Below are 25,850 nucleotides of genomic sequence, written 5' to 3' on the forward strand. Positions count from 1 at the left end.
CAATTGCCTCATACTTTAAAAAATTATACCCGGCGGATTTATGACCAAAGTTGGTTGGGCGAAGATTTCATTGGCGTTGCTGATTGTTGTTCTCTTTTTTTTGGCCACCTTTATCCGCCCCGTCAGAATCGCCACTGAAAGGGGCAACTCCACCCTCCTTCTCTGGGCCTGGCAAAAAGGGCGGATCGAATTCATAAACTCCATAACCGGCCATCCGGTTGTGATGCGCTTCTCTGTGCCCTGGCGTTTCTCCGGCTTCTTTGCCCGGACCGACGCCGGAACAGAGGAGTACTACACAATGGGACTCTATCGCTGGAACGATCAGTTGGCAAAGGAGAGCACCCGCAATATCAACTACTGCTCCGAAGTCGGGGTTGCTATCACCTTCGGCAAACAAATCATCCGCACCCAAGGCGGCTGCATCCGCGCCGCCCTCCTCTGGCCTCCCTCGTAGCGCCCGGGAAAGCCATGTTCCTGCCCTGAATAAAATAAATGGGGATAATCTTGTTTATACAAGACGCAGTACTTGCCTTGCGGGATTGGCCTATCCTTCTTTTTGACTTCCATCCATTTTCCCATCCTTGGCGGCGACAGGATTTTTGGGGTTGATGGAAGCGAGTTCTGAATTCATCCGTTTGGTTAATTGGTGGAAGGCGACCAGCATTGGTTCGGATATCGCTGCGCTGCGCGGAATCTTAATTGACATTGGATTGATCGGCCGGTCATCGATCCTCATTTCGTAATGCAGGTGGGGACCTGTGGCAAGCCCGGTTGCGCCGACATATCCGATAACCATGCCCTGGCTTACCTGCGCGCCGCTCTTTACACCCTTGCCGATCTTCGATAAATGCCCGTAATAGGTGTCGTACCCGTTTCGATGTCTGATGATTACCAGTTTTCCGTATTGTCCCTTGCTCCCGGCAAAGCGCACCTTTCCGTCACCGGCAGCAGAAACGGGTGTTCCCTTAGCCGCAGCATAATCGATGCCTTGATGGGGACGCCGGATTTTCAGGATCGGATGATACCGTCCCCCGGAAAAACCCGAGCTGATGCGCCTGAAACTAAGCGGCGACTTCAAGAAGCTCTTTTGGAGGGATTTTCCGTCTTCGTCATAATAATGTATTTTGCCATTCTGTTCAAAGGCATAAGCCCGATAGACGGCGCCGGCGCTTGTGAACTCGGAGGCAAGAATCGCCCCGAATTTTTTGAATTGGCCATCACGGTAGAGTCCCTCAACAACGATTTTGAATGAATCGTTGTTCCTTAGATCGGTCGTAAAATCGATGTCCCAAGCAAAGATGTCGGAGAGTTGAAGGGCCAAAAGAAGATTTTCATTGCCCTCGCCCAAAGAAGCGATCAGATTGTTTTTAATCGTTCCCCCGAGACGGAGGATTCTCTTTTCATAAAGGACGGGAACCTTTTCGGCGCGGTATCCCTCGTTCGTCCGGTTGATGCTCAGAAAGGAGTCGTCATCGATCCCGTAAGCAAAGGAATGAATCTGCGAACCCTCGCCGAGAACAATCTTGTAGGGGCGCCCCGGATATAGTTCCCGTAATCGGTGGATGTTCGCAGAGGCCTCGCGTATTTTGTACAACTCACTGATATCAAGTTTGTATGTTTTGAAGATGTCAAAGAGCGTTTCGCCCTTTTTGATCTTGCCGCTGATTTCGCGAAACTGCTGATTTTGGGGTTGCGGCGCCTCCTCGGTATTGGTGAAGAAACTCACAGAACCGACAAGGACAATAAGAGCAGCGACCACCATCGCGGTCTTTAAAGAAGCCATCTTTATCAAATTTTTCCCTTTTGATTCAAGCCTGAAGCTCTGTTACATTTCAATTTTTGGCGCGATATCTATCACAGGCGCCCTTTTCTTGTCAATAAAACTTGATCATGAACCGCACCTTCATTCCGCTTGAATCGTTGTTCCTTTCATGCTACCGGGGGCGGCATGAAGGCATTTATAATGAAATTTCTGCACACATCAAGCCCCGCGTTCGGGCGCCTGAAGACCTTATTGAATTCCACCGATAACCATGTTAATTATTTGCCCACATTACTGCGTCTGCTTCTCGTATTTGCCATAATCTTCGCCGTCGCAATTTTTGATCCGAAAACGATCTCCAATCCGGCCGCCTTGCCGGAGGACAAGGCCAATGAAGACCTGAGCCGGTACGAATATCCCAGCATCAGGGAAATAGGATGGAAGGGACACTTTGTCCGGCCGCAGGAAAGTCTGGAGAGGCTCTTCGGCAAAGACTGGCTCGCCATTGCCCGCTTCAACCGGATAGACCGCCGCCACGTTTACCCCGGCATGACGATAAAAGTCCCTGAAAACATAGACAAGATTAAAGATTACACCCCGATGCCCGCCCAATATGAAAAGGCAAAAACGCACGCAAAATACATCCTGCTCGACATAACGGAGCAATGGATCGGGGCCTACGAATATGGCCGCCTCGTTTTTTCGATGCCGGCGGCAACCGGAATGGAGGGGCACCTTACCCCGGTCGGAATGTTCAGCATTAATGCGTACCATCGGAAGCACACATCGTCGCTTTATAAAACCGACACAGGAACACAGCAGTACCCGATGGACTACGCCCTGCTTTTTCATATCGATAAAGAAAACGTATTATATTGGCTGCACGCCCGCGATTTGCCCGGGCGGCCGGCCTCTCACGGCTGCGTCGGCCTTTCCGACGAAGATATGCAGTTGCGCACCTACGGCGTCCCCGAGAAGCCTTTGATTAATGACGCAAAAAAGCTTTACGCCTGGACGATCGGCGAGGAACTTTTCGCCCTTGACAACGGAAGCGCCCACCCACTTGCCGACAAGGCGCTGCTGGAAATTTTCGGCGACCTGCCGAAGAAGCTTCCCCATACCCGTTCATGGGAAAACTAAATGTATCTACTTAAGGTGGATAGTCCGCTGACAGCTAAAAATCATTGGCATTGCAGAATGAAATATTATAAAGATACCGATCTTTTAAAGGAGGCAGTAAAAAGAATATGGACAATGACCAACAATTCAAAGGATCTTCAAAATATGTACTTGACGACGAACTTGCCAAGATCGTCAATGTTTCAATGGCGCTGGAAATGCCGCTCTTGCTGAAGGGCGAACCGGGCACCGGGAAAACGATGCTCGCCCACGCGATCGCCGAAAACCTCGGCATGCCGCTGATCGTCCTGAACGTCAAATCAAGCATGAAGCTCCTCGACGCGCTTTACCTTTACGACACGCTGACCCGCTTAAACGACAGCCGTTTTGGTGATTCCAAGCGGGATGTCAGCGATATCGGGGAGTATATCCGAATGGGCAAGATCGGCCAGGCCTTCGTCGCCGAAAACAGGACGGTGCTCCTGATCGACGAAATCGACAAGGCCGACACGGACTTCCAGGACGACATGCTCGACGTCCTCGACCAGATGCAGTTTGACATCATGGAGATAGACAAAACCATCACCGCCCGGAACCGCCCGGTGATCATCATCACCTCCAACGCCAAAAAGGATCTCTCCGATCCCTTCCTCGGACGCTGCAATTTCCACCATATCGCCTTTCCCGATCCGGATATGATGCGGATGATTCTCAACGTTCATTTCCCTGCTCTCTCCGAAGAACTGGCAAGGGCGGCGCTTACGACCTTCTACCGCCTCCGGGAACTGCGGGGAATCGAGAAGAAACCGGCCACGCGGGAGCTGATCAACTGGGTGCGCGCCCTCAAGCTGGATCCGGATTTCAATATAGAGAATCTCGAACGAAGCCGGGAGATACCTTTCCTCGGCATTCTCTTCAAAAAGAGTTTGGATTTGAACACCGCCCTTCAGCAGACGGGAAAAAACCCGCGGCAACCGAGATCCTGAATTGCCGGCAGAGGGTTTCTCGAAGCTCGCTGCCAATAATTTGCAAGGAAGAATGATTGTTTATCAATTTTTTCTATATGCTCAAGGAAAAGGGGGCGCCCGTCTCCCCCACCTCGTTTCTGCGCCTGCACCAGGCGCTTTCCCTCGGCCTGATCGACACCCTTGACGATTTTTACACCACGGCCCGTTCCATCCTTATCAAAAGCGAACGCTATTTCGACATCTACGATCAGGTATTTGCCAACTATTTCAAGGGAGTGTCCATACCGGAAGGAGAAGACGCCGAAATTAACGAGGTCATGAAGGCGCTGCTTGAAGAATGGCTTAAAAACCCCAGGGAACTCGCCGATATGCTCGGCATCGATGAAAAGGAGCTGGAACGCTTTACGCCGGAGGAGCTGCTCAAGTACTTCATGGACCGCCTGAAGGAGCAGACAGAGGCCCATCATGGCGGCCGCAAATGGATCGGAACGGGCGGCACATCCCCCGTGGGGCACTCCGGGTATCACCCGGGCGGAATGCGCGTGGGCGGGGTTTCCCGGAACAAATCCGCGATAAAAGTGGCAATGGAGCGGCGCTATAAGGATTATAATCAGGAAGGCCCGATCACCGAGCTGCAGATGAATGAGGCCCTCAAGAAGCTCCGGATGATGCTTCCCCACGGACCGCGCGACGTCGTCAACGTTGATAAAACCATCTACGAAACAATGAGAAACGGCGGCGAGATAACCCTTGTCTTTGACCGCCGCCTGACCGACCGCCTGAAAATCGTGTTGATGATCGACAACGGCGGTTGGTCGATGGACCCCTATATCGAGATCATCCAGACATTGTTCACCTATGCCCGCTCCCAGTTCAAGGAGCTGAATATCTACTTTTTTCACAACACCATCTACAGCCACGTCTGGTCAGACCCCCAGCGTCACCTCCGGCCGGAGTCGCTCGAGGAGCTCGCGCGGCTCGATCCGGAGACCAGGCTGATTATCGTCGGCGACGCGGCGATGGCCCCCTCGGAGCTTTCCTGGGCCAATGGCGCCCTCTATATCGACCAGCATGAAAACCGCAGCAGCGAGGAGCGGCTGAATCTGCTCGCCCGCACCTTTCGCCACTCCGTCTGGCTGAACCCCCAGGAGGAAGCGAGCTGGGGCTATACCTGGACGATCGGCAAAATCGCCAACATCTTCCCCATGTTCGAGCTTACCCTGGACGGCTTGGACAAGGCGGTGCAACACCTGATGAAACGCAACTAAAAGGCTTATGGAAAACAAGGAATATCTGGATCTTAAGGCCATCGCCATTCTGCTTGCCCTGACGCTGCTGTGGGGTTTGAATTACCCTGTCATCAAATATACAAACCAGGGAATATCTCCGGTTTTTTCCTCGGCCATCCGGTCGGTCATTGCCTCCCTCTTTGGCATCGCCTACTGCATTCGGAAAAAAGAAACGCTGTTCCACACCGACATCAGACTTTTTCATGGGTTCATGGTGGGGCTGCTGTTCGGGCTGGAATTTGCGTGCGTTTATTTTGGGATGCTCTACACCGATGCGGTCCGTTCGGTGCTCTTTGTTTATCTGAGCCCCTTCGTGGTGGCCGCCGGCGCCCATTTCCTTCTCAAGGGGGATCGTCTCACCTTTTTAAAAACCGCGGGACTGCTGCTGGCCTTTGCCGGCGTTTTCGCCGTTTTCTGGGGAAAACCCAAAACTGCCCGGCCAACAATGCTCCTCGGAGACATTTTAGAGATCACCGCCGGTTTTTTTTGGGGGGCAACCACCTTGTACATCAAAAAATTCATGGCCCAGAAGGTCGAGCCGATCAACACCTTCCTGTACCAGCTCTTCTTTTCGATTCCGATTCTCTTCCTGGTGAGCCTCATCCTGGAGCCCAGATGGATTTACAAAATCGACTTTTTCATCATCCTGGCCCTCTTTTTTCAGTCGTTTATCGTTGCCTTCATCTCCTACCTGATCTGGTTCAAACTCATCCACCAGTATTCGGTAAGCAGACTTTCCGCCTTCACCTTTTTCACCCCCCTGTTCGGGGTGCTCTTCGGGGTGATCTTTCTCAATGAAGAATTGACGCCTTCTTTGATGATCGGGCTGCCGCTGGTTTCGCTGGGAATCTTTTTGGTCAACTGGAGAAGGCGAACGGTTTAAAGAAGCGTTTTTTAGACGATCCGCTGAAATAGCTATTGACACCTCATACAGATTGTCTTATGGAAAACAAAAGTTTACTTGTTAACTGATTCCTTTAAAAGATTGGTTTGCACCATGATTCCCTATCAAAAAGAAAAAATCGAAAACGCGATTTGCTTTTTCGCCGGCGAACACCAGAAGAAGACCAAGCATCCTCTTTATCAGACATTTTTATATAAATATCTTGCCTTCCTTGATTTTGAAATCCTGAGCGCAACCGGAAGGCCCTGCCTCGGACTGTCCTATAAGGCCATGGAGCGCGGGCCCGTCCCTATGGAAATCTACGGTCAACGCGATAAAATAAAATCACCCCTCTTTGAATTCAGAAGCGTTCAGGATGACGTATATAGTATCCATCCTAAAGGAAAACCCGATCTTGCCTACTTTTCAAAAAGAGAAATACAGCAAATGCAGAGGCTTATTGAAATTTACGCAAAGGATTATATCCCTGCCAAACTGATCAGCGACGCCACTCATGAAGCTGTCCTGGCTTGGAGAAAGACATGGAAGAGTCATCCCAACGGCATGATCGATTACAAATCAGAATTCGATCATGGTCTGTTGAATAAAAAAGAGGAAGATCTGACTTATCCTGAAGAAAGTTACCTGATCTATAGGGCGCTGGAAACTTGACGCTTGAAATCGGCACGGTGTTCAGATGGGACAATTTCCCGTTGCCGCGATACGGCGATGAAACAAAAGCGCGCTGGTTTATCTATCTTGGAGAAACCGGGCCATTTGCACAAATAGCCATTATTTATCTTGTCACAACGACTACCCAGACAGCCCATTTTCAGCCCGGCGGCAATCGGTACGGTCATAGTCATTTCCAGTTTGAAGCCCGACAATTCCCGGCATTTGAGAAAGACTGCATTATCGACTTTAACGACCCTCCCTATCCTATTGAAAAGGCAAGGTTTGCAAATAAACAAAGCGATCTGTCTGTCAAAGGCAAGCTGAGAGAAGACGCAATGAGAATGATTTACAATAGATTTCTTCAGGCAGGTTCCTGCTCTAAAATGGTCATGCTGGATATTCACGAAAGTTTCAATAAGGCTGGCATTGCCGCTTTGAAGAAACCGAAATGAATGCAATCCTTTTCCTATACGAAGATCTTTTGAAACAATTCCGCCGGCCAATCCTCCTGATCCTCCAGAAACAAAACATGGTTTGCCTTGAATTCTTCTTTGGGTTCGGCTGAGGTTCGATCTTTTTTAATAGACTCGTAAGAAGTCTTCGACAGAATAAATGAATCCAAGGTTATTTTCCTGTCTCCAAGCTTTTTTTCCAGTTGCTTAATATCCTTTGACAACTGTATTTTCTGATTGTCTAATGATTTATCATGCTCCAGCCCATGAGGATCAAGGAACACGATACGCTGCCTGTCTTTGCTCTTTATCCACATAATGAAATCCGGATAGAAATTGCTTAGATTGAAAAAGCCCACCCCCGTTTTCGGAAAATTCCTTAATAAATAGATTTCACAACCCCTGAATTTCTTTTTTTTATCTTCAAGGTATTGCTTCAAATTCACAAGGAAATCCTTTTCGCTCTCCTCCAAGCCGGCCGGGGATATTTTATCGATCTTCCTGTTTATGCCTTTCAGAAGGATGGGCAGATACAGGTGGCGATCAAAATAGACCCTGGGCAGGATCTTCTTCTCCTCCTGCTTGAGAAGCTTCTCGAGATCCTCCTTGAGTTTTTTCACGTCCTCGATGAGTTTTGTCTCTTTCTTGTCAATCTGGACCGTATAAGCATATTGATTTTCACCCTTTTCGAAGAGAGGCAGCGCGGTCTGCCGTTTCATCATCTCATAACGCATATATTTGGTTTCATAGCGTTTTCTGTGATGCACATAAAACTGGTCTATGTATTTCTTGAGAAGCAGACAGGCAATGCTATCGATCCTTTCCAGATCAGGTCTGGTCTTTATGACCAATGTATCGGCAAGGGCAATAATCCTATACCGATTGGACAAAAGAATATTTTTTAACCCTTCGATGCTGAAAACCAGATTCCAATAATTTTTTGAAGCCTTGAATTCCTGGATTTCTTCAAAGATTTTCTTCCAGTTGAGCAGCGAGATTTCATTATCAGATAACCTTCTTTGGGTGTCCTCGGCTTTCATCTCGTGAATCTTAACGGCGTCGGCTTTGTCCCTTTCTTTCCCCACAAACAGCGTTACTCTGGGCAAAAGATTCAGGGAGACATGAATGTTTGTATTGAAAGCCAATGGCAATATAACGTCTTCTTCAAATCTCTTGCTTTCATCTTTGGACAGCCACCAGAGCTGTCGCCATTTTTCCTCATGCTGAAGCGCCACAGGAATATCGATACTCTCGAATTCCACTTCTTCTTTTTTAATGGCCGCCAAAAAACGGCTTAGATAATCCGCCTTCATGCCATAGATATGCAGCATCTCCAGATATTTCACCGGCCCCTTGTCAGCGCTCCTCTTGAGGGAGTAATCCTTGCCCTTCAGCCGGATGCCTCTGCCAAAGAGCTGAATGATCTGCGGACCCTGGCCGGTTCCAATGTTCAACAACCCCATGCTGGAGACGCGCCACGTATCCCAGCCTTCAATGAACTTTTTCGATCCAATCAGAACCTGGATGGGCGATCCTTCCTTCTTGATGGCGTCAAACAGGGAAGGGCTGACGGCATCCGGTTCGACGGAGATCCCTTTCTTAACTAATTCGTTCTTGAATGCGGAGACATCGCCGATATTGACGACCCCGAAGTAGTCGTTTTCCCCCACCCGCAAGCCAAACTCGCCATCGGCGTTCTTGATCTCATGGACGCGGAATTGCCCCCGTCCACCGAAAACCTTCTTGTAAAGGTCATCCATGTTCAAGCCTGATTCAGTAATGAAATCGTAAGAATCGCTGAAGGCATCCCCTTCATTCTCGTCTTTCAGACCCGACTCCCCGCTCAGGACTGCATCGGCCTTTGTGCGCACCCATTGTTCGTCATCTAAAAGCCTTTTGAAGAAAGCGACGATCTGAATGACATCCGATTCTTCCTCCCTGCCTGTCACGGTTGTGCCCACGAAGATCCACAGGGGCTTTTCGAGATTGTATTGCCGGGCCAATGGCTGGTGCTGCTCATAAATCAGCATTTGCTGGAAATAGGACAGAAGATTGGCCACGAACATCATTTCCTGGAATACCTGTTCCCCAACACCGCCCTGCTTAACATTCAGGACTGTAAAATCCTTACCGTAGCCGTCCAGATAGAAATAGCGATAGGAATAATCAAAAATGATGGACTTGGCGTATTCTTGAAGTGTTTCTTCTTGCTTTTCACTGAGAATCTGTCCGAAAGTGGCGCTATATTCAAAGGTAAAACCTGTTACCGCAAGCTTATTTCTGAGCTTCGCCCATTTCTGCTCTTCCGACCTTTTCCCCTTGTGGCCTTCGTCCACAAAAATGAGATTCCGGCCTTCAAATACCTCAATGGGCAGCGTGACGCCGCCACCTTTCTTTTCTTCCACCAGTTTCGTCATCTCGATAATCAGGATGGGCTCCTCGCCGGGCAGGTTTCCGGTATTCCCGAGATTCCCGGCGTATAGCCGGCAGGGGATGCCGCTTTTCTGGAGTTCTTCGAAATGCTGTCTGGAAAGGCCCTCATTGGGCGTGATCAGGAGAATATTATCGGGAGAAAAAAGCTTGTAGCGCTGGAATTGGTGGTAATTGATATGCATCAGAAGGGTTTTGCCGGAACCTGTGGCCATCCAGAAGGCGATTTTCCTCAGGTTGTCTTCGGTAAATTCGTCAAGCAGGTCAATATCGTGTCCCTGCTTATAGGCTTTCAGGAATTCGTTCAGATCGTGGAGAAATTCAGCCTTGCGATTCTTCAATGCATCGAGGACGATCTCCGTAAAAAGGAGTGCGAGGTACTGGAAGTATTTCAAGACAATTTTCGGCTCACGCCGGTGATTGATCTTACCGACGCAGATGCGGATTTGCTCATCATACTCAAGTAACCTGTCTTCAGGCAGTCGGCTTTGCTTCAAACCGTCCAGGGCGCAAAGGACTTCGACAAAGTAACTCCTCCCCTCGGGGTCGTAACCCACACGCTTATCCGCCAAAGCATTCTGGAGTTTCTTGAATTCATCGACGCCGAAAAGAGACAGGAGATACCTGTTGAGGACAAGATATTTCTCGATCTTCATCAGGCGTTCACCATTCGTTTCCTGAATTCCGGCTCAATGGCCAGAATATCTGTGGTGTGACTGCCTATTTGGGGAGTGAGGGCGCTTTGACCGTTGACATAGACAACCTGAGGCGCCCAGGCCTCAATCTCCTGAATGATGAACTCCTTGTCCCGCTTGAAGTCCCTTTCGGCCCATGCGTCATCGTACTCGCGCCAGACGACGGCGACATTCCGGCCCTCTTTTTCGCCCAGGGTGAAAAGGTATCTTCTGCCTTTATCCTCGCGAACCTTGATCTTTTTGGCCTTCAGACCGAGGAGATAATGGAAGGTTTCCGGCAGATCGACGACGGCCTCCTGAGGTTCACCCACCTCCTCGTAATTGACCTTGAGCCGGTAGGAAAAGGGCTGTTTGAATTGTTCGAAATTCACCCAGGCGGCATCGTCCTGAGTCTCGAAATCCAGGAAGTATTTCAGGAGATAATCGCTGCCGAAAAGGTTCAGGGCATTGCCGTTCTCTTTGAGTTCCAGATTGTCGAGGGTATCCTCATATTGTTCAAGAACCTGGTATTTGAAGAAAACACCACTCCCGCCGCTGTCCTGCGGTTTCCCGTCTTTCCAGTTAAAGGAATAGGCCACTTTCTTGATCCGGGGGATGATGACGGTATCGAAATAATTGGCCATTTCGATGAGGATGAACTTGCGCTTGCCGCCGTCTTCGTTATTCAGATTCATAACCGCATGAGCTGTGGTGCCGGAACCGCCGAAGAAGTCGAGGGCGATATCTTTGTCACTCGATTCTCTCAGCGATATGCAATGCTCGACAACTGCACAAGGCTTTGCTGTATAAAATGTTTTTTCACCGAATAAAGATTTCAGCTCTGATGTTGCAGTTGCAGAACTACCGCACTTGTCAAGAATGTTGGAAGGGGCCGAGACTGTCACAGCCCCTTCCCGAATCTTACGGTAAACAGTAATTTCTCCGGGCGCAGGATCATTCAAAAAATCAAGATCTCCGGCAGCCAGCATTCGTCCTACGTTTTCTCTGTTTGCACGCCAGCAACCGTCCGAACCGTCTGGTCTCTTCGGATACACTTCGGTGCCAAAGGGCGTGGGTATCGCGAAATAGAGCGTGGGGCGTTCCTCCCGACGATCATGTTGTCCGCCCCATTGACGCAATTGCTCCCTACGATATGGACCTTTTTCATCGCTGTAACGGCAGTTCTCTACTCTTTTTTCGATCAGCTTTACCTTGAAATCGGCTGCAGATTTGCATGCAGATTCTATGCTTTCATGGGCCACCTGAATGCGTCTTTCCGTAACGGCCTTACCTGTACGCGCAAGCCACACAAACGGTGCCAAATAATTCTCTTCGCCCATAACCTCAATAATTAAGTGTGTTAGCCTGTAGTGTTCCCTCTCATCTATGTGAATGAACATAGCGCCATTTGCTGACATCATCCACTTGGCAAGGCAGAGACGCTCATACATCATAGCCATCCAGGAGCTATGTTGATAACTGTCTCTGTAAATGAACTCGTCTTGTCCCGTGTTGTATGGTGGATCAATACAGACAGAACCTATCTTCTCCCGGTATTTCTCCACCAGCACATTCAACGCCTGCCAGTTCTCGCTCCTGATCAGCAACCCATCGAGAAGCTCATCCAAATCTGAATTTTCCGTAAGCCGCTCCAGCAGCCTTTCTTTGAAATCGCAGGCGAAATGCCTCGTATCAATGGGCAGCTTCCTTTCTTTAAGCTCCGCCTTCGACGGCGCCGCGCCGAATCCCAGGGCCTTCCATTCTTCTGTCTGCTTCTTGTTCTTCAGGATTTCCTGATGAAAATCATCAGGCACACGGTCTGTCGTAATGACGTACTCCGTACTGAGAACGAATTTTTGCTTCTCCCACAGCTTCTTCTGGAAATCCTCAATCTGCGCCAGAAAAGCGATGATCCTTTCCCCGATCTCACGGACCGCCTTGGCGCGCGTGATGTGTTTGTCCAGAAACCGCTCCTTCTCCAGGGTTTCGATGGAAATGACATCGGCCTTGATGAAATAGTCGAGTTGGCCGGAGAGAAATGTTTTCAGATTCTTATGGATGAAGAAATCCCGGCTGTTCTTGGCGCTGAAGCGGGAAAGCTGATAGAGCAGAAGCGGCTTGTCATTCTTGTATTCTCGTCCCAGGGAGGTTTTAAGGCCGGGATCTCTTATTTCTTTGAGGACGGTTGCATGGATATATTGATTAATCTTCTCCTGTTTTGCCGCATTGCTGCCGCCGCCGGCCTCGAATTTTCTCACTTCCTCGGCAGTCAACTCCCGATGTTGGAAGCGGATCACCAGGGTTTTCTCATCGCTTAACTCCGAGGGCTTTTCATCATCCAGGACAAAGAAGCGGGTTTTGGTTGCCTTGTTGGAACCGAGTTCGTCCCTGGCGGCGACGGTGCGGAAAATGATTTTGCAGGACTTGGCAGGGTCGGTGAAAAAGGCGTAATCGCGGAAGAGGATGCCCGCTTTTACGTAGTACTGGTCGCTGTTAGCCCAGTAGAGCTTCACTTCTTCGCCGTTGTAAGGGATGGCGTATTTGTGGCCCCTGACGGAGTAACGATATTGCGGCGCAAAGTCGCCCTCGTCATAATACCGGGAGAAGAAGTTGTAGAGGTCGTTGAAGACCTGCAGCTTGATTTCCTCGATAGCCGCCGCCTCGTCCTTTCGCGCCCGAATCGCCAGATAATCGCGCCCCACGGGCGTATCGCGGAATTCCTCTTTCAGGTCTCCCGTTGGCAGGAAGGCGCCGGCGCTCAGGTTCTGGACAATCTTCAGCCTTGCCTCTTCAAAGAGCTGCCCGATATTGTCCAGCCGTTCATCCCGGTATTTGGCAAAAGCTTCGTCGGCGATCCGGCCAAGGTCTTCGTGAATGAAATTCCGGATCTGCTCCCGTTTGACATTCAGAATTCGGTAGATGCCGAAGTCCAGATCAGCGGCGTTAAATTGAAAAAGTTCTTCAAGGAGTCCCTGAAATTTCTTAAGGTTGTCCATTTTCACCTCTTTTAGTGGATTCATCCTGCAAACCTGATGGCTGTTTTATGTCAATCTCAAGTTGAATGCAAACACTTACTCAACGGTTGTTTTATTTTTTTATTGGGATCTGATATCTGCCGCCCGCAAGCTCCCAACCCCCTACTGAAGGCGCTTTTGGACAAAAAAACCGCCCGGGCGCTTGGGAAAAATGGCCGGGCGGCAGTACAGACGGACTAAATGCTAATTGACGATCAGTGATGATCGGAGGGCACCTCCCCTCCGCAACGGGATATCTATCTTACGAAAACTGTTTTCCAGCGCCTTACAGGACCGATGAAACAGCGGCGGGAACATTTCCCAACGCTCCGCTGCCGTTCATTGCCATAATCGGCTTCACTACGCCGCGGAAGGCCTGCGCCGCTTCAGTTTCGCTAAAATGGGAAACAAACGGTTCCCCGTTGTCCGAGGTCTCGACGATGCGCGGGTCAAGCGGGATCGTTCCCAAAAACGGCACACCCATTTCGTGAGCCATCTTTTCTCCGCCCCCGGTTTTGAAGACGTTGATAAGCTTGTTGCAGTGCGGACAGATGAGGCCGCTCATATTCTCGACGACTCCGGTCACCGGAACCTTTACCTGCCTGCAGAAATTTATGCATTTTCGGACGTCATTGAGGGACAGATTCTGCGGGGTCGTAACAATGACGGCGCCGTCAATGCCGGGAATAATCTGCGCGACGGACAGGGGTTCATCCCCTGTTCCCGGGGGGAAATCCACTATCAGGTAATCCAGTTTCCCCCATTCCACGTCAGTAAGAAGCTGTTTGATGACGCCCATCTTCATCGGCCCCCGCCAGATTACCGCATCATCCCTGTTCGGGACGAGCAAGCCTATAGACATTACCGACAGGTTCTCGCCGTACGGAACCGGCAGCATCTTTTCCCCCTTCACCTCCGGAACGACGCCCTCAAGCTTCAGCAGGGTCGGGATGCTCGGCCCGTGAAAATCGGTATCCAGCAGGCCCACCTTCTGCCCCTCCATTGCCAGCGCCACCGCGATATTGGCGGCGACCGTGCTCTTGCCGACCCCGCCCTTCCCGGAAAGCACCATGATCTTGTGCTTTATCTTATTCAAGCTGGTATTGAGCTCCATTGATTCTGTAAGCGACTTGAGGCTGTCTGCTCCCTGGCTGTTTTCTTCACTCATTTATTCTGTCCTTTCATAATTTTTTGGTTTCCGCCCTTCTTTATTCCTGTGAGGCAATATAGATATCGTGACACGGAAAAGCAAGCATGAAAAATAAAAAAACGGCTTTTGTGCGTTTCCCGCCCTCACATCCAGACCTCTTCTCAGATAGCGCTTTGCCTAAGGGCCTGTCCACAAATAATCTGGGCAAGATTGCGCTCAGATTTGGGTTGGATTTGGTTGCGGCGATTGAACAAAACCGCAAACGTAGCAGCGCTACGTTGAGGATTTTGTGATTGAGCCACAGCCAAAGATGGCCCAAAGATGAGATGCAAGATGTTCAGGTTATTGGTGGACAGGCCCTAAGCTTGAAGACAAACCGCAACCATTCGGGGAAGCGCGGCTCTTTGATCTCCGGATAGATCCCCGCGTATGGTTTTATGTCTATTATCGGGCTGCCGTCAACCGCTTCGAGCCCCTTCACCCTCAAAATGTTGCCGGCGCTTATTCCTCCTTAATATCCAGGCGGGCAATAAGCAAAAGGCTCGCCAGCACGGCGCAGCCGACAATGATAAAGGCCAGTCCGAACCTGCCCGCATCGCCGAATATTCCCAGGAAAACAGGGATCAGCCCGGCGCCGACCAGGTTGGCAATAAATACGGTAATCGCGACGGCCAGACTGCGGGCGTTTACGGGGACTATCCGCGAGAGGGCGGCAAATCCCGCCGGGAAGAAGCCCCCTGCAAGCGCCGGCTGCAGGAAAACCATTGGGGCAACCCATCTTCCCGGAATGATGCCCAGGAGGATCACTGCCAGTCCGTTAAAAAAAATTACGAAGGCCATCGTCGGCTTGGCGCCAAACCGATCGACTATCCAGCCGGTAAAAAGGGCCGCCGGGATGGCAGACATCCGGGACAGCCCCGCCAAAGCGTTCGCTGCCTCCCTGTCCATGCCCCTTTCCGCCGTCAAATAAAGCGGCAGCATATTGTAGATGCCGACGCTGATGGTAAGCGCCGCACAAAAAAGGGGAACCATCCTCCAGAAATCCCTGTTGCCAACTACCAGGCGGATGTTGCCAAACGTCGGGGCGTCTCCTTTGAAGTTGCCGCCCGGAGAAAAACGGGGGAAAATCAAACCCATGACCATTACGGCAATCCCGATAAAGACAAGGATAACCCTCCAGGGCAGTATCAAAAGCAGGCCTTCGGCCAGAAGCGGAACGGCAATGAAGGCAAGGATCGGGGCAAATTCGTGGACGGCAAGCGCCTTGCCCCAGTGCCTTGACTCAAATGACGAGGTGACTGTTGTGATTCCGGAGGGGAGGTAAAAACCGGTAAATATCCCGACAAGAAACAATCCCCCGCGGATCATCCACAACTCGCGACTGGCGGCGATCAACAGCAACGCGCAACCGGTGATAATTGCGGACAGAGAAATGGTGCGTCGATGCGTCAACCGCGAAGAGACCAGCCCGGAAACCATAAGCCCAATCGAATAACCAATGGCAAGCATCAGAAAGAAAAATCCGGCGCCGGAGTGACCAAAACCCAGTTCCTTCTCAATCACCGGCATCAGTGGCGCAGAGATAAGGCGGGAGACAAAATTGGCAAAAAACATCCCCGCCAAAAAAAATAAGGGAAAAATCTTCGCTTTAACTGAAGTGGGAGCAGTTGTCATGAGATGTCCTTATTGCGCTTTTGCCTTTTGCAGGCATTGATCAAGAGCGGAAGGAAGAGCAGCAGATCCTCAACGATGCAGACATCCGCCGCCTGGAAGATGGCGGCGCGGGGATCGCTGTTGACGGCGACTATAAACTGCGAGCCGCGCATCCCCGCCAGGTGCTGAAGGGCGCCGGAAATTCCGCAGGCGATATAGAGGCGGGGCGTTACGGTCCTTCCGGTCTGCCCAATCTGCAGGCGGGTGGGAAGCCAGCCCGCATCGCACACCGTTCGGGAGCCGCCGACAGCGGAACGGGAAAAAAGCGACGCCAGATCGCGAACAAGGGACAGATTCTCCTCTTTTCCAATGCCCCGCCCGGCGGCAACAACCACCTCCGCCGCGGCAAGGTCGGCATCCTGCTCCGGCGCCGCCAAAAGGCCAAGGGGACGGCTCGCAAGCGCCATCTCCAAAACGGGACTGATCTTTGCCTGCACGGCCAGCAACCGCCCCTCGCTTAACACATCCTCCGGCTTCTGTGTTGCCAGGCCAGCGTCCCGGCAACGGTACGCCCCGGGAAGAAGTGTGAGCACTGTAGTTTCCGCCCGCGAAATTACCTCTGCCGTTATTTTACCGTTGAGCAGCGACCGGCGGAAGATTACATCCTCCCCCTCAACCCGGGCGCTTTCGCCCGCCGTGATGCAGCCGGCGCCCAGACGGACGGCAAGCCCCGGAGCAAAGTCAGCGCCATTTGCATTGTGGGCAATGCAGACAAAACGGGGTTTCATCTCAGCGAGAAGCGGGGCCAGAACGCCCTTCCACGCCTCGGCGCTGTAAGCGGCGAGGGAAGCTCCGGAAAAGCCGACAACGGCAACAGCGGGAATTGCGGAAAGCAGGGCGACGGCTTTTGTTATCCCCTCTCCGAGGACAAAGACGCGAACCGGGACGGTCTGATCGCTACGGAGGGCTTTTGCAAAAGCGATCAGCTCGATCGTGACCGGAGCGGGGAGACCGGCGGCAAGTTCGGCAACAACAACTATTTCCTGAGTCTTCATTTTACAACCTGATAAAAATTTAAACGCCGATTAAACTGTTAAACCCTACAGAAACGCCCGTTCGCGGAATATTTCGGCCAGACGCTCCGCCTTCCCTGCTGCCGTTCCTTCCAAAAAGAATGACTTGCCCGACGGCGCGGGCCAAGACAGGTGCAAAAGCTCTTCGCGCCGGGACGCTTTCGGCAGGGTGTCAGCCGGGATGACAAGCAAGGGCTGGGTGCGCGACCGCAAAACGTGGGAGAGGGCGGGATAACGCGGACGGTTGATCCCCGACTGAACAGTGAGCAAGGCCGGAAGGGGCAGCTCCAGCCCTTCCCGAAGCCCGCCTTCCAGTTCCCGCTCAACCCTCAAACGATCATTTTCCGAAGACAGCCGCTCTTCCACGACGGCTGTCGCACAGGGGATGCCCAGCAGTTCCGCAAGCATAGCTCCTGTCTGCCCGTACATCGCATCCTCCGACATCACCCCGGCCAAAATAAGGTCATAACATCGCTCACGGACAAAAGCTGCAATCAAAAAGGCCGTCTCACTGGGGAAGAGTTCCTGCTTTTCTTCGTAAAGAATATGAATCGCCGCGTCAGCCCCCATTGCCAGGGCTCGGCGCAAAACTGCGGCAACGCGGGGGGGGCCAACCGAAACCGCTTCCACAGAGCTTTCCGGCAACGCCTCGCGTATCCTCAGCGCCTCCTCTACCGCAAACTCGTCGAAACGGTTCATCCGCCAGTCATTTTCCCCCACTATAAGACAAGAACCATCTTCGGAAATTCCGATATCCGCCTCGCCAGCGGGAGTTTGTTTCACCAGAACCAGTATTTTCATGATCAATACCCCCGGAAAACAAAGGTCTCACGACAAAAAAATGCGCCCGGAAATGCGTGCATAATCAGAAAAACGCTACGGCCGCGCCGGAGCGCGGCCCTCCCTTTCATGAACATTGAACTGCGCATCACCTGAAAATACGATCTCAACTTATTGAAACCATTACACCCAGTTTTCCTCCCCGGCAAGGGTGGCGCAACGTCATTCCCGTGCCGTTACGGGCCGGTTCATCGCCAGGAGTTTCCTGCCCTCACGAAAGAGCACCTCCATTTTATCCATCGTCGTTGACTCGACAAAGCCGCGGCCAAAGTGGGGGTGCGCGATGACGTCCCCCTGCTCGTAGAGCTCAGTCATGCCATAATCCCAGACGGCCACATCCTGACCAAGTGCGGCATTTTTTAACTCCCACAGCCTGTTTGCCTCCGGGCGAACCGGTTTCTGAACAGGCGCAAGCCATCCCCGTATCCTCCTTATCTCGGAAATCTCCTTCTTTTTTACCGGCGCCGGCCCATGATGACGATGTTCGGAGCCACAAGTCCGGCACTTAACCCCGGAAACCACCTCGTTCACCTCGAAAAGAACGACATGAGCCAACGTCAAACGACAGCGCGTACAATAGGAATCAATAAATTTTCCAACCAGAGTAGCCAAAATAACCTCCCCCTTTTTCTTATCCGCGCCGCCTTTACCACGATGGGAACCATTTGCAAACCTGATTTTCGCGACGGCCAAAATGCAGAACACCCACTGAATCACCTCGTTCACCAAGGGATTCAGGGGGCGTTCGTATTTTGTTATCAATATCTTGCGGAAAACTATTGCGTAGCTGCGTTTCCGTCCGCCGGGACTTGCAACCTCGCTATTTGACTACCCCCGCCGCCGTGCCGGAGAAGGTTCCAGTGGTCGTTGTCGTAGCGCTGATGCTGCCGGCCGCGCCTCCCTGGAAGTTGAGACCTGTGGTTGCCGCATTGGGATAGGTAAAGGTTACTGTGTTGGCCGGCACGGAACCGCTCGTCACCGTGGCGCCCCACTTCGTTGCATCCCAGCTCTGAATATTGAAAGTGGCGGTGATCCCATTGGCCACCCCCGTCCCGACCTGGTACCCGGCAAGAGACACGCTGGTGCTTCCCGGCTCCGGGGTTGTTGTATAGGCGCCGTTCACATTTCCCGACGCCCAGAGCTGGGGCCGGCCTCCCGTGGAGGCGGCAAGGAACGTGGCGTTGACAATTCCCCTGCTGGCATCGCTTACGCCCATATCTATTACACTTCCCTGCCCCCGCAGATCCGTCGTCCCCACGGTGAAAGCGGGGATTTTCGTTGCATCATAAAATGCCTGTTTCTGCGCGTCATTCATGCTGCTGACCTTAGTGAGGAAGGCCTTCGTTTCCATCCCCGTCAGCAGGGCGGCCGCCCGCCAGGTCGCGGTCACGGGGTCGAAAGAGCCCTTCACGACACCGCCGGCGATGCTGGTGAACCCGCCATTCCCCTCGTCCGGAACGATCCGGGCCGCGGCAGTGGTCGCGGTGAATAGTTTATTCGCCTCATCCACCCCGGTAATCTCCGTAACGTCATATCTGAAGCCATCAGCCTGATTGAACCTGGCCCCCGCCTCGGGCGGAACAACGCTCTTGTAGCCGCCGCCGGTCAGCTCGGCCACCACCGTCAGGTCAGACAAATCCGCAATCCTCATCTCTCTGGCATGCCTCTCCCATAACTTCCAATACCCATTTGTCATCTTCTCGGTAATCTCTGCCGATAAGTTGGAGTTGTCAAACATCCCGATGGCGTTGTCGCTCAACACCGGATCCGCGGTGAAACTAAGCCCGCTGAAAAGGGAATAGGCCTGCAGTTTTGTTTTCGGGGCAAGCTCCCACATGCCATTGACGTCGGCTACCCCCATGTAGTCAAGGTTGGGGTGGGGATAGAGGTTTGCCATTGCGCCGCTCCCGACAGAGAGAACCCCCAGTTCATATTTCCCGTCGTCGGGATTCTTTTTCCAGTACAACCCGCCCATGTTGCCGGCGAGCGACGTCGGCACACCATCGGCATCGAAAAGATTGACGCCGCTGAAGAAGAGGACATTGCCATTGGTTGCGACTGTTTCATCTATCATATTTTTCCCATTAAACCTGGCAAGGAAAAGGGGAAACTTCTCTGAATTGCCGTAGATTCCGATCCCGGCCAAGGTTACTGCCGGATAATTTCCGAGGGCGGCGTCGAAGGACCCGAACAGCGTATCCGTCCCGCCGATCAGACCCTGTAAAAATCCCTGGCTCATCAATTGCCCGCCGTAGGTGAGTGAATCCAAAGGAGGATCTTCGGGATACCCGGGATACCGGTATTGCCAAAAGGCGGAGGACCAACTGTCTTCCTCGCCGCCAAAGGCCAGCGGCGTTCCGCTCCAGCTCCCGAGAGAAACCGCCTGCCAGGTGTCATCCGCCGTGTTGTAAGTCCCCAGCAGATCGCCGGTTATGCCTGTGCCGAAAAGTGCGCCCGCCGTCACAGACGCGTTGCCCATCTTGGTCCGGGTGATAAATCTGCCGTTTACCGTCCCCGTCAGTTTGTTCCCCTCCGCCTTGCCGTCCGTAATCTCGGCCAGCCAGTAACCTTCGTCAGGATCGTGGACGCCATTCTTGCTCTCACTTTCAAGAGTGGCGTTCAAAGGATCTTCCGCTGTCCTTATAGAGGACAATCCCGCGTCAGGAAACCCTGTGCCCGTAACAACTTCTGTCGGATAATAGTCGATACCTCCGATCTCGGGCACTTCGCCATAGGTGTAATAGATCTTCATGTAAGAGCCATCGTGATTGTAGGTAATCTCATAACTTGTGATCGCTGGATCAGGTATCATGTAGGCAACATGCCCTGAACGGTTGTCTGTATAATAATTGTAGGAGTAGGATCCGCCGTCCGTGTAACCGTAACTGCCATAATAATTATTGGCAGCATTGTAGGCCCCGAAATTCCCCCGGCCGCCCGCCTTTGCCGCCCACGCTGTCCACGCGGCCGGCGCTTCCAAGAGACCGCTCATCCCCAAACCGTAGATCCCCCACGGCTCCGCCCTGTTCATCTCATGGTTCACCAGCGACATCGTCTGGAAACCGCTCTCATAGCTGTAATTGCTGTCGCTGACGATCTTGCCGCCCGTATCGAAGGCCCCCGCGAGCCCGATATCGTAATAAGAATAATAACCGCTCTCAGTCAAATGGCTGACCATCTCCCCGGGAGCAATTCCCGGATCGGCTGTCATCTGCGTCGGATAGGCGCTGCCATCCATCGCCAACATGCCGATCTCCGGATAGGCAGTGCCGGCAAGCGCCCCCTTTAAATAACCCGCATTGCCCGCCGGGTCTATGTAAAGCGCAACCAGTCGGGCATCCATCGCCCTGTTAATCTCGGTGCCCGCCAAGTAGCCTGTGTAGGCTCCCCCGTCATAAGTGACGCCGCTGTCATTCATGTAATTGCGGCTGGCTATGTTGCCGTAGCCGTAACCGCCGCCCCAAATGTGCGGCAGAGCGCTTGCCGAGGAATATGTCCCCATCATCGTGAGCTTCGCCGGTGTTGCCTGCGCGGCAGTCCAAAGCGTATCGGTTCCACCCAGGAGGGCAGTCAAACTGCCGTCATTATATTGGTATGGATAATTGTTGCTCGATGCTGAAGCATAATTGGCATCCGCCGCCGCAGCAATGAAGGAAATGTCTGTGCCCTGGGTCAATGTCCCAGTTTCCGTACCCGTCGCAGTATAACCGGAAGCAATGCTATAACTATATAGCGTTTTTGTCCAGGTACCATCCTGATTGTAAGTAACGTCATAGCTTGTTATCCCTGGATCGGGTCTCCGGTAGTAAATATGTCCGTAATGATTATCGGTGTAGTAATCGTAAGAGTAATAACCATTATCCTCATACGAATAGCTGCCCGTATAATGCCTTGTCTGTGCCATCAGCCCGGAATAAAAATCACTGACATGGCTCAGTTCCGTCCCCGTCCAGGTCCCCAGGGAAACCGCTTCCCAGGTGTTGTCCCCCGTGTTGTAGGCGCCAAGCAGATCGCCGGCCATTGTTCCTGCCTTTGCATGAGTGAGGAATCTTCCGTCCACTGCACCGGAAATTTTGCCATCCGCCCAGGCGCCGTCATTAATTGTTGAAAGGGAGTAGCCCCAATCTCCATCAAGCAAGGGATAGGTTGTCCCCGCGGAAGTGTACGGATAGGCGCCAAACGCCCCCTCGCCTCCCATGCGCGCCCCCCAAACTGCCGCAGGGGTTTCATAGCTGCCATAGAGGGTCAGTCCGTAGATGCCCCAGTTCTGGGCCACGTTCGTTGTCCAGTTGGCGATGGCAAATGTTTCGGAATAATTATTACTGGCCGTCAGAGAACCAACGTAGGCGGAACCGTCTTGAAAAATTCCCCCCAAGGATGCATTCATGTATCCCCAATACTTGCTGTTCATCAATTCAGATGCTGCCACCCCGACTTCGGCAGCCGGCTTGATCTGCTCGCGTGCGAGAGAACCATCCATTGCAAACATGCCTATCGCCGGATAGGCGTTCCCTGTCATATTTCCCTTCAGATATCCGGCATTGCCCAAAGGATCTATATACAGGGCAAGCAGTCTGCCTGCCAGCAACCGGCTGCTCTCAGCCGCTGAGGAAGTTTCTGTCCCGCCCATCAATCCCAGATATGATCCGCCGTCGGAAATTGTATTGGTGGCGCTTTCGTAGTTGTAGCTGTTCAGTACACTTGTCGAGTACCAAATGTTGTTTGCCGGATTTTCGACCTCTAAAGCATGCTCGTAAGTCCCCATGACTCGGAAAGGCATTCCCGTCTTGCTTGCCCCAATCGTTGCGCCGTCGGCATCATACCAGAGGGATTGGGTTCCCCCGATCAGGATATCCCAAAGATCGCCTATATGGTCCGCATATGCAGCCTCGGAATAGGTCGTTTTATACCGGCCGGCATCGTCAAGATAACTCACAAATGCCAGGGGTGTTTGCGCATAGCTCCCGATTCCGATATCGGAAAGCTGATAGTTGCCAGCGTCGTCGTATGTCCCGGTTATCGTTCCGGCGCCGGAACCAAGCCGTGTTTTTGAAAGATAATCCAACTGCGAGGTTCCCGAGAGGGTCTCGGCGCCGGCATCAGCGCTGACGGAGGCGATACCAAGCCAGTAGCCGCTTTCTGCATTTCCGCCGCCGGCGTAGATATTTCCCGTTTCATTCGGCGGGGGATTTCCACTGCCGGTCATGGCAATATTCCAGCCGCCCCAGTTATCGCCGGCAACTCCCACGGCATCGCCAGCGGCAGTTCCGGAAACACTGCCCGAGAAACCGGTAATTGTGCCGTCAAGGGAATAAATATCCAAAGTAAAGGAAACATCTTTTGAACTCTCATTGCCCGCCGCATCCGTTGCCGTCACGAGCAAGGTATGGGGCCCCTCGCTCAGGGCGGTCAAAGCGGTAGAAGCTACCACAACTCCGTCAAGTATGTAGGTGGTGGCTGTAACGGCGCTTGCGTCCGTCGTCGCTACGCCTATGTTCGCCGCCTTGATAGTCGAAAGGGCAGCCGGCGTTCCCGAAAGGGTAATTGTCGGCGCCGTGTAATCCGTCGTCCATGCATATTCCTTGGTTCCGGTGTTGCCCGCCGCATCCGTCGCCGTCACAACGAGGGTGTGAGACCCTTCGCTCAAACCGGTCAAATCAGCCGACGCCACTGGTTTTCCATCAAGCTGATAAGTGGTGGCAACGGCGCTTGCATCAGCCACCGCCACGCCGATGTTCGCCGCCGCTGCATTGGTCAGGGCCGCGGGCGTTCCCGAAAGCGTGATCGTCGGCGCCGTGTAGTCTGTAGTCCAGGCATATTCCTTGGTTCCGATATTGCCCGCCGCATCCGTCGCCGTCACCAGCAGGGTGTGAGGGCCTTCGCTCACGGCAGTCAAATTGGTCGACGTTACCAAAGCTCCGTCAAGCTGGTAGGTGGCTGTAACGGCGCTTGCGTCCGTCGTCGTCACGCCGATGTTGGCCGCCGCTGCATTGGTCAGGGCCGCGGGCGTTCCCGAAAGCGTGATCGTCGGCGCCGTGTAATCCGTCGTCCAACTGTAAGTCTGGGTCGCAACATTCCCCGCCGCGTCCGTCGCCGTCACCAGCAGGGTGTGAGCCTTCTCGCTCAGGGCAGTCAAGTCGGTCGAAGTTACCGAAACCCCGTCAAGCTGGTAGGTGGTTGTAACGGCGCTTGCGTCCGCCACCGCCACGCCGATGTTCGCCGCATTCACTTTGGTTACGGCTGAAGGCGTTCCCGAAAAAGTGATTGTCGGCGCCGTGTAATCCGTGGCCCAAGCATATTCTTTGGAGGCAGAGTTGCCCGCCGCATCCGTCGCCGTCACAACGAGGGTGTGAGACCCTTCGCTCAAACCGGTCAAAGCGGATGACGCGATCGCAACCCCGTCAAGTCTGTAGGTAGTTGTGACGGCGCTTGCGTCCGCCACCGCCACGCCGATGTTCGCCGCCGCTGCATTGGTCAGGACCGCGGGCGTTCCCGAAAGCGTGATCGTCGGCGCCGTGTAATCCGTTGCCCAGGAGTACTCCTTCGTTGCGGTGTTCCCCGCCTCATCCCTTGCCTCCACGATCAGCGCGTGGGCCTTTTCCGCAAGAGTCTGAAGATTGACGACAAATTCCGTATCGTACTTGGTATCTTCAACCCATCCCCCATCATCAACGCGATATTTAATGGCAGCCTTCTCATCCGTTTTAAAAATGAAGGTCGCCGAATTGTCGTTTGTAAATTTGTCCGGATTCACCGTCATTGTGATCACGGGCGGGGCAGCGTCTGCTATTGGCGGCACAATTGGCACATCCGGGATCGTCGGCACCGGCATTGGGGCAAGTGTCGGCTGTAGAAATGACGAAGCCGTGGAAGTCTCGTTCGTAGTCCGCCCAACAATATCTACGATCGCCGACTGCTCTCTCTGAGCTGCGTTATCCGAAGCTAAAACGATCTTGGGCGCCTCTTCCGTCGGTTTATTCGCCTCCGGCGCGGGTGTACCCGCCCCAAGCGGTTGGGAGTCTTTTTGAGTCGTGCTTTCCTCCGCTTTTGTCTCTAAAGGCTCATCCGCTGCCTTGGTCTCGGCGGGCTTCTCATCCGCCTTTGCCTCGGGTTTCTGTTCTTCCTTCTTTTCCTCTTGCTTTGCCTCTTCTTTCTTCCCCTCTCCCGTCTTGGCAGCTAACTCCTCCGGCTTCTTCTCTTCATCCTTTTTTGCTTCTTCCTTTGCCTTTTCCGCCGGTTTGGTATCTTTTTGATGTTGTTCAACCTCTTTCGGCGTGGCTTTTCGCACCGTCGGCGGCGTATTGGCATCCTTCACGACCATCGCCTGACCGACGCCGATCATTCGCACCTCGCCCGGCTTGTTGGAACTGTAGGCATAGACCGTCCCCTCCGTCACCACCGCCCCGCTCACCCCCGACTGATAGTAGGTATAAAACTGGGTGCCGCGGACGCCGCACACGGCGGTCGGGGTGCGAACTTCGTATTTCGACTGGCCGCCTACCGCTTTGACGATGTTATGCACCTTTCCCCGAAAGAGATCGACGGTCGCGTTCCTTTTTTCCTTTTCCTGGGAAAATTCCGTAACGCGCAAACGACTGCTTTCGGCAAGGCGCAGAATGCTCCCGTCCATGAAGGTGATTTCGCACTTGGACTTGCTTTTCGTGCGGATGATATCCCCCACATTCAAAGGGTCTCCCATATTGGCCTTTACCGCCGCCTTTCCCGGAGTTGTCACATCGACATTGCCCTCTATGCTGGTAAACTTGGCGACTGGAGCTGCCTGGGCGAAACCGGGCAACACAACCAGTAAGGCCAAAAGTGACAGGATCACGGATATTCTTTTCATGGCGCTACCTCCCGCTGTTTGC

18 protein-coding genes are annotated in these 25,850 nt (G+C 52.8%); 8 read left to right on the plus strand and 10 right to left on the minus strand.

Features of this window, described 5'->3' with window-relative positions; translation table 11 throughout:
• Positions 1-40 precede the first annotated feature (40 nt).
• A complete protein-coding gene (locus K0B01_00555; GenBank protein MBW6484632.1) occupies positions 41-454 on the plus strand; it encodes a hypothetical protein in 414 nt (137 codons plus the stop codon).
• A gap of 90 nt (positions 455-544) precedes the next feature.
• On the opposite strand, the gene K0B01_00560 is transcribed toward K0B01_00555, so the two are convergent.
• Positions 545-1,783, minus strand: a complete 1,239-nt coding sequence (locus K0B01_00560; protein MBW6484633.1) for a M23 family metallopeptidase — start codon at positions 1,781-1,783, stop codon at positions 545-547.
• A gap of 165 nt (positions 1,784-1,948) precedes the next feature.
• Between K0B01_00560 and K0B01_00565 the strand changes: the two genes are divergently transcribed.
• The 6 genes from K0B01_00565 to K0B01_00590 all read left to right on the plus strand — a co-directional run bounded on the left by K0B01_00565 (position 1,949) and on the right by K0B01_00590 (position 7,148).
• Complete coding sequence (locus K0B01_00565) at positions 1,949-2,902, plus strand: L,D-transpeptidase family protein (GenBank protein ID MBW6484634.1); 954 nt, start codon at positions 1,949-1,951, stop codon at positions 2,900-2,902.
• A 107-nt stretch (positions 2,903-3,009) separates the two neighbouring features.
• Complete coding sequence (locus K0B01_00570; protein ID MBW6484635.1) at positions 3,010-3,867, plus strand: MoxR family ATPase; 858 nt, start codon at positions 3,010-3,012, stop codon at positions 3,865-3,867.
• Between the two features lie 56 nt (positions 3,868-3,923).
• Complete coding sequence (locus K0B01_00575) at positions 3,924-5,117, plus strand: hypothetical protein (protein MBW6484636.1); 1,194 nt, start codon at positions 3,924-3,926, stop codon at positions 5,115-5,117.
• 7 nt (positions 5,118-5,124) lie between these two features.
• The gene (locus tag K0B01_00580) at positions 5,125-6,021 is read left to right on the plus strand and encodes a DMT family transporter (protein ID MBW6484637.1); all 897 of its coding nucleotides are present in this window, start codon (positions 5,125-5,127) and stop codon (positions 6,019-6,021) included.
• Between the two features lie 114 nt (positions 6,022-6,135).
• On the plus strand, positions 6,136-6,693 hold the full coding sequence (locus K0B01_00585) for a SocA family protein (GenBank protein MBW6484638.1): 558 nt from the start codon (positions 6,136-6,138) through the stop codon (positions 6,691-6,693).
• A complete protein-coding gene (locus K0B01_00590; GenBank protein ID MBW6484639.1) occupies positions 6,690-7,148 on the plus strand; it encodes a hypothetical protein in 459 nt (152 codons plus the stop codon). Before K0B01_00585 ends, K0B01_00590 begins: the two co-directional genes overlap by 4 nt.
• A gap of 14 nt (positions 7,149-7,162) precedes the next feature.
• Here K0B01_00590 and K0B01_00595 read toward each other — a convergent pair whose 3' ends face one another.
• The 3 genes from K0B01_00595 to K0B01_00605 all read right to left on the minus strand — a co-directional run bounded on the left by K0B01_00595 (position 7,163) and on the right by K0B01_00605 (position 14,434).
• A complete protein-coding gene (locus tag K0B01_00595; protein ID MBW6484640.1) occupies positions 7,163-10,234 on the minus strand; it encodes a DEAD/DEAH box helicase family protein in 3,072 nt (1,023 codons plus the stop codon).
• Entirely contained in the window at positions 10,234-13,248 is a 3,015-nt protein-coding gene (locus tag K0B01_00600) for a site-specific DNA-methyltransferase (protein ID MBW6484641.1), read from the minus strand. Before K0B01_00600 ends, K0B01_00595 begins: the two co-directional genes overlap by 1 nt.
• A 304-nt stretch (positions 13,249-13,552) precedes the next feature.
• A complete protein-coding gene (locus K0B01_00605; GenBank protein ID MBW6484642.1) occupies positions 13,553-14,434 on the minus strand; it encodes an Mrp/NBP35 family ATP-binding protein in 882 nt (293 codons plus the stop codon).
• Positions 14,435-14,520: 86 nt separating this feature from the next.
• Between K0B01_00605 and K0B01_00610 the strand changes: the two genes are divergently transcribed.
• Positions 14,521-14,709 carry a hypothetical protein gene (locus K0B01_00610; protein MBW6484643.1) on the plus strand — a complete coding sequence of 63 codons (189 nt, stop codon included), beginning with the start codon at positions 14,521-14,523 and terminating at the stop codon, positions 14,707-14,709.
• A gap of 44 nt (positions 14,710-14,753) precedes the next feature.
• Here K0B01_00610 and K0B01_00615 read toward each other — a convergent pair whose 3' ends face one another.
• The 6 genes from K0B01_00615 to K0B01_00640 form a co-directional block, all read right to left on the minus strand.
• Entirely contained in the window at positions 14,754-14,903 is a 150-nt protein-coding gene (locus tag K0B01_00615) for a hypothetical protein (protein MBW6484644.1), read from the minus strand.
• Between the two features lie 14 nt (positions 14,904-14,917).
• Complete coding sequence (locus K0B01_00620; GenBank protein MBW6484645.1) at positions 14,918-16,030, minus strand: MFS transporter; 1,113 nt, start codon at positions 16,028-16,030, stop codon at positions 14,918-14,920.
• Between the two features lie 56 nt (positions 16,031-16,086).
• Entirely contained in the window at positions 16,087-17,124 is a 1,038-nt protein-coding gene (locus tag K0B01_00625; GenBank protein ID MBW6484646.1) for an electron transfer flavoprotein subunit alpha/FixB family protein, read from the minus strand.
• 45 nt (positions 17,125-17,169) lie between these two features.
• The gene (locus K0B01_00630) at positions 17,170-17,943 is read right to left on the minus strand and encodes an electron transfer flavoprotein subunit beta/FixA family protein (GenBank protein MBW6484647.1); all 774 of its coding nucleotides are present in this window, start codon (positions 17,941-17,943) and stop codon (positions 17,170-17,172) included.
• A 201-nt stretch (positions 17,944-18,144) separates the two neighbouring features.
• The gene (locus K0B01_00635; protein ID MBW6484648.1) at positions 18,145-18,594 is read right to left on the minus strand and encodes a hypothetical protein; all 450 of its coding nucleotides are present in this window, start codon (positions 18,592-18,594) and stop codon (positions 18,145-18,147) included.
• Positions 18,595-18,802: 208 nt separating this feature from the next.
• Positions 18,803-25,828, minus strand: a complete 7,026-nt coding sequence (locus K0B01_00640) for a FecR domain-containing protein (protein ID MBW6484649.1) — start codon at positions 25,826-25,828, stop codon at positions 18,803-18,805.
• Positions 25,829-25,850: the final 22 nt, after the last annotated feature.

Source organism: Syntrophobacterales bacterium (assembly GCA_019429105.1).
In the GTDB taxonomy this organism is placed as follows: domain Bacteria; phylum Desulfobacterota; class Syntrophia; order Syntrophales; family UBA5619; genus DYTH01.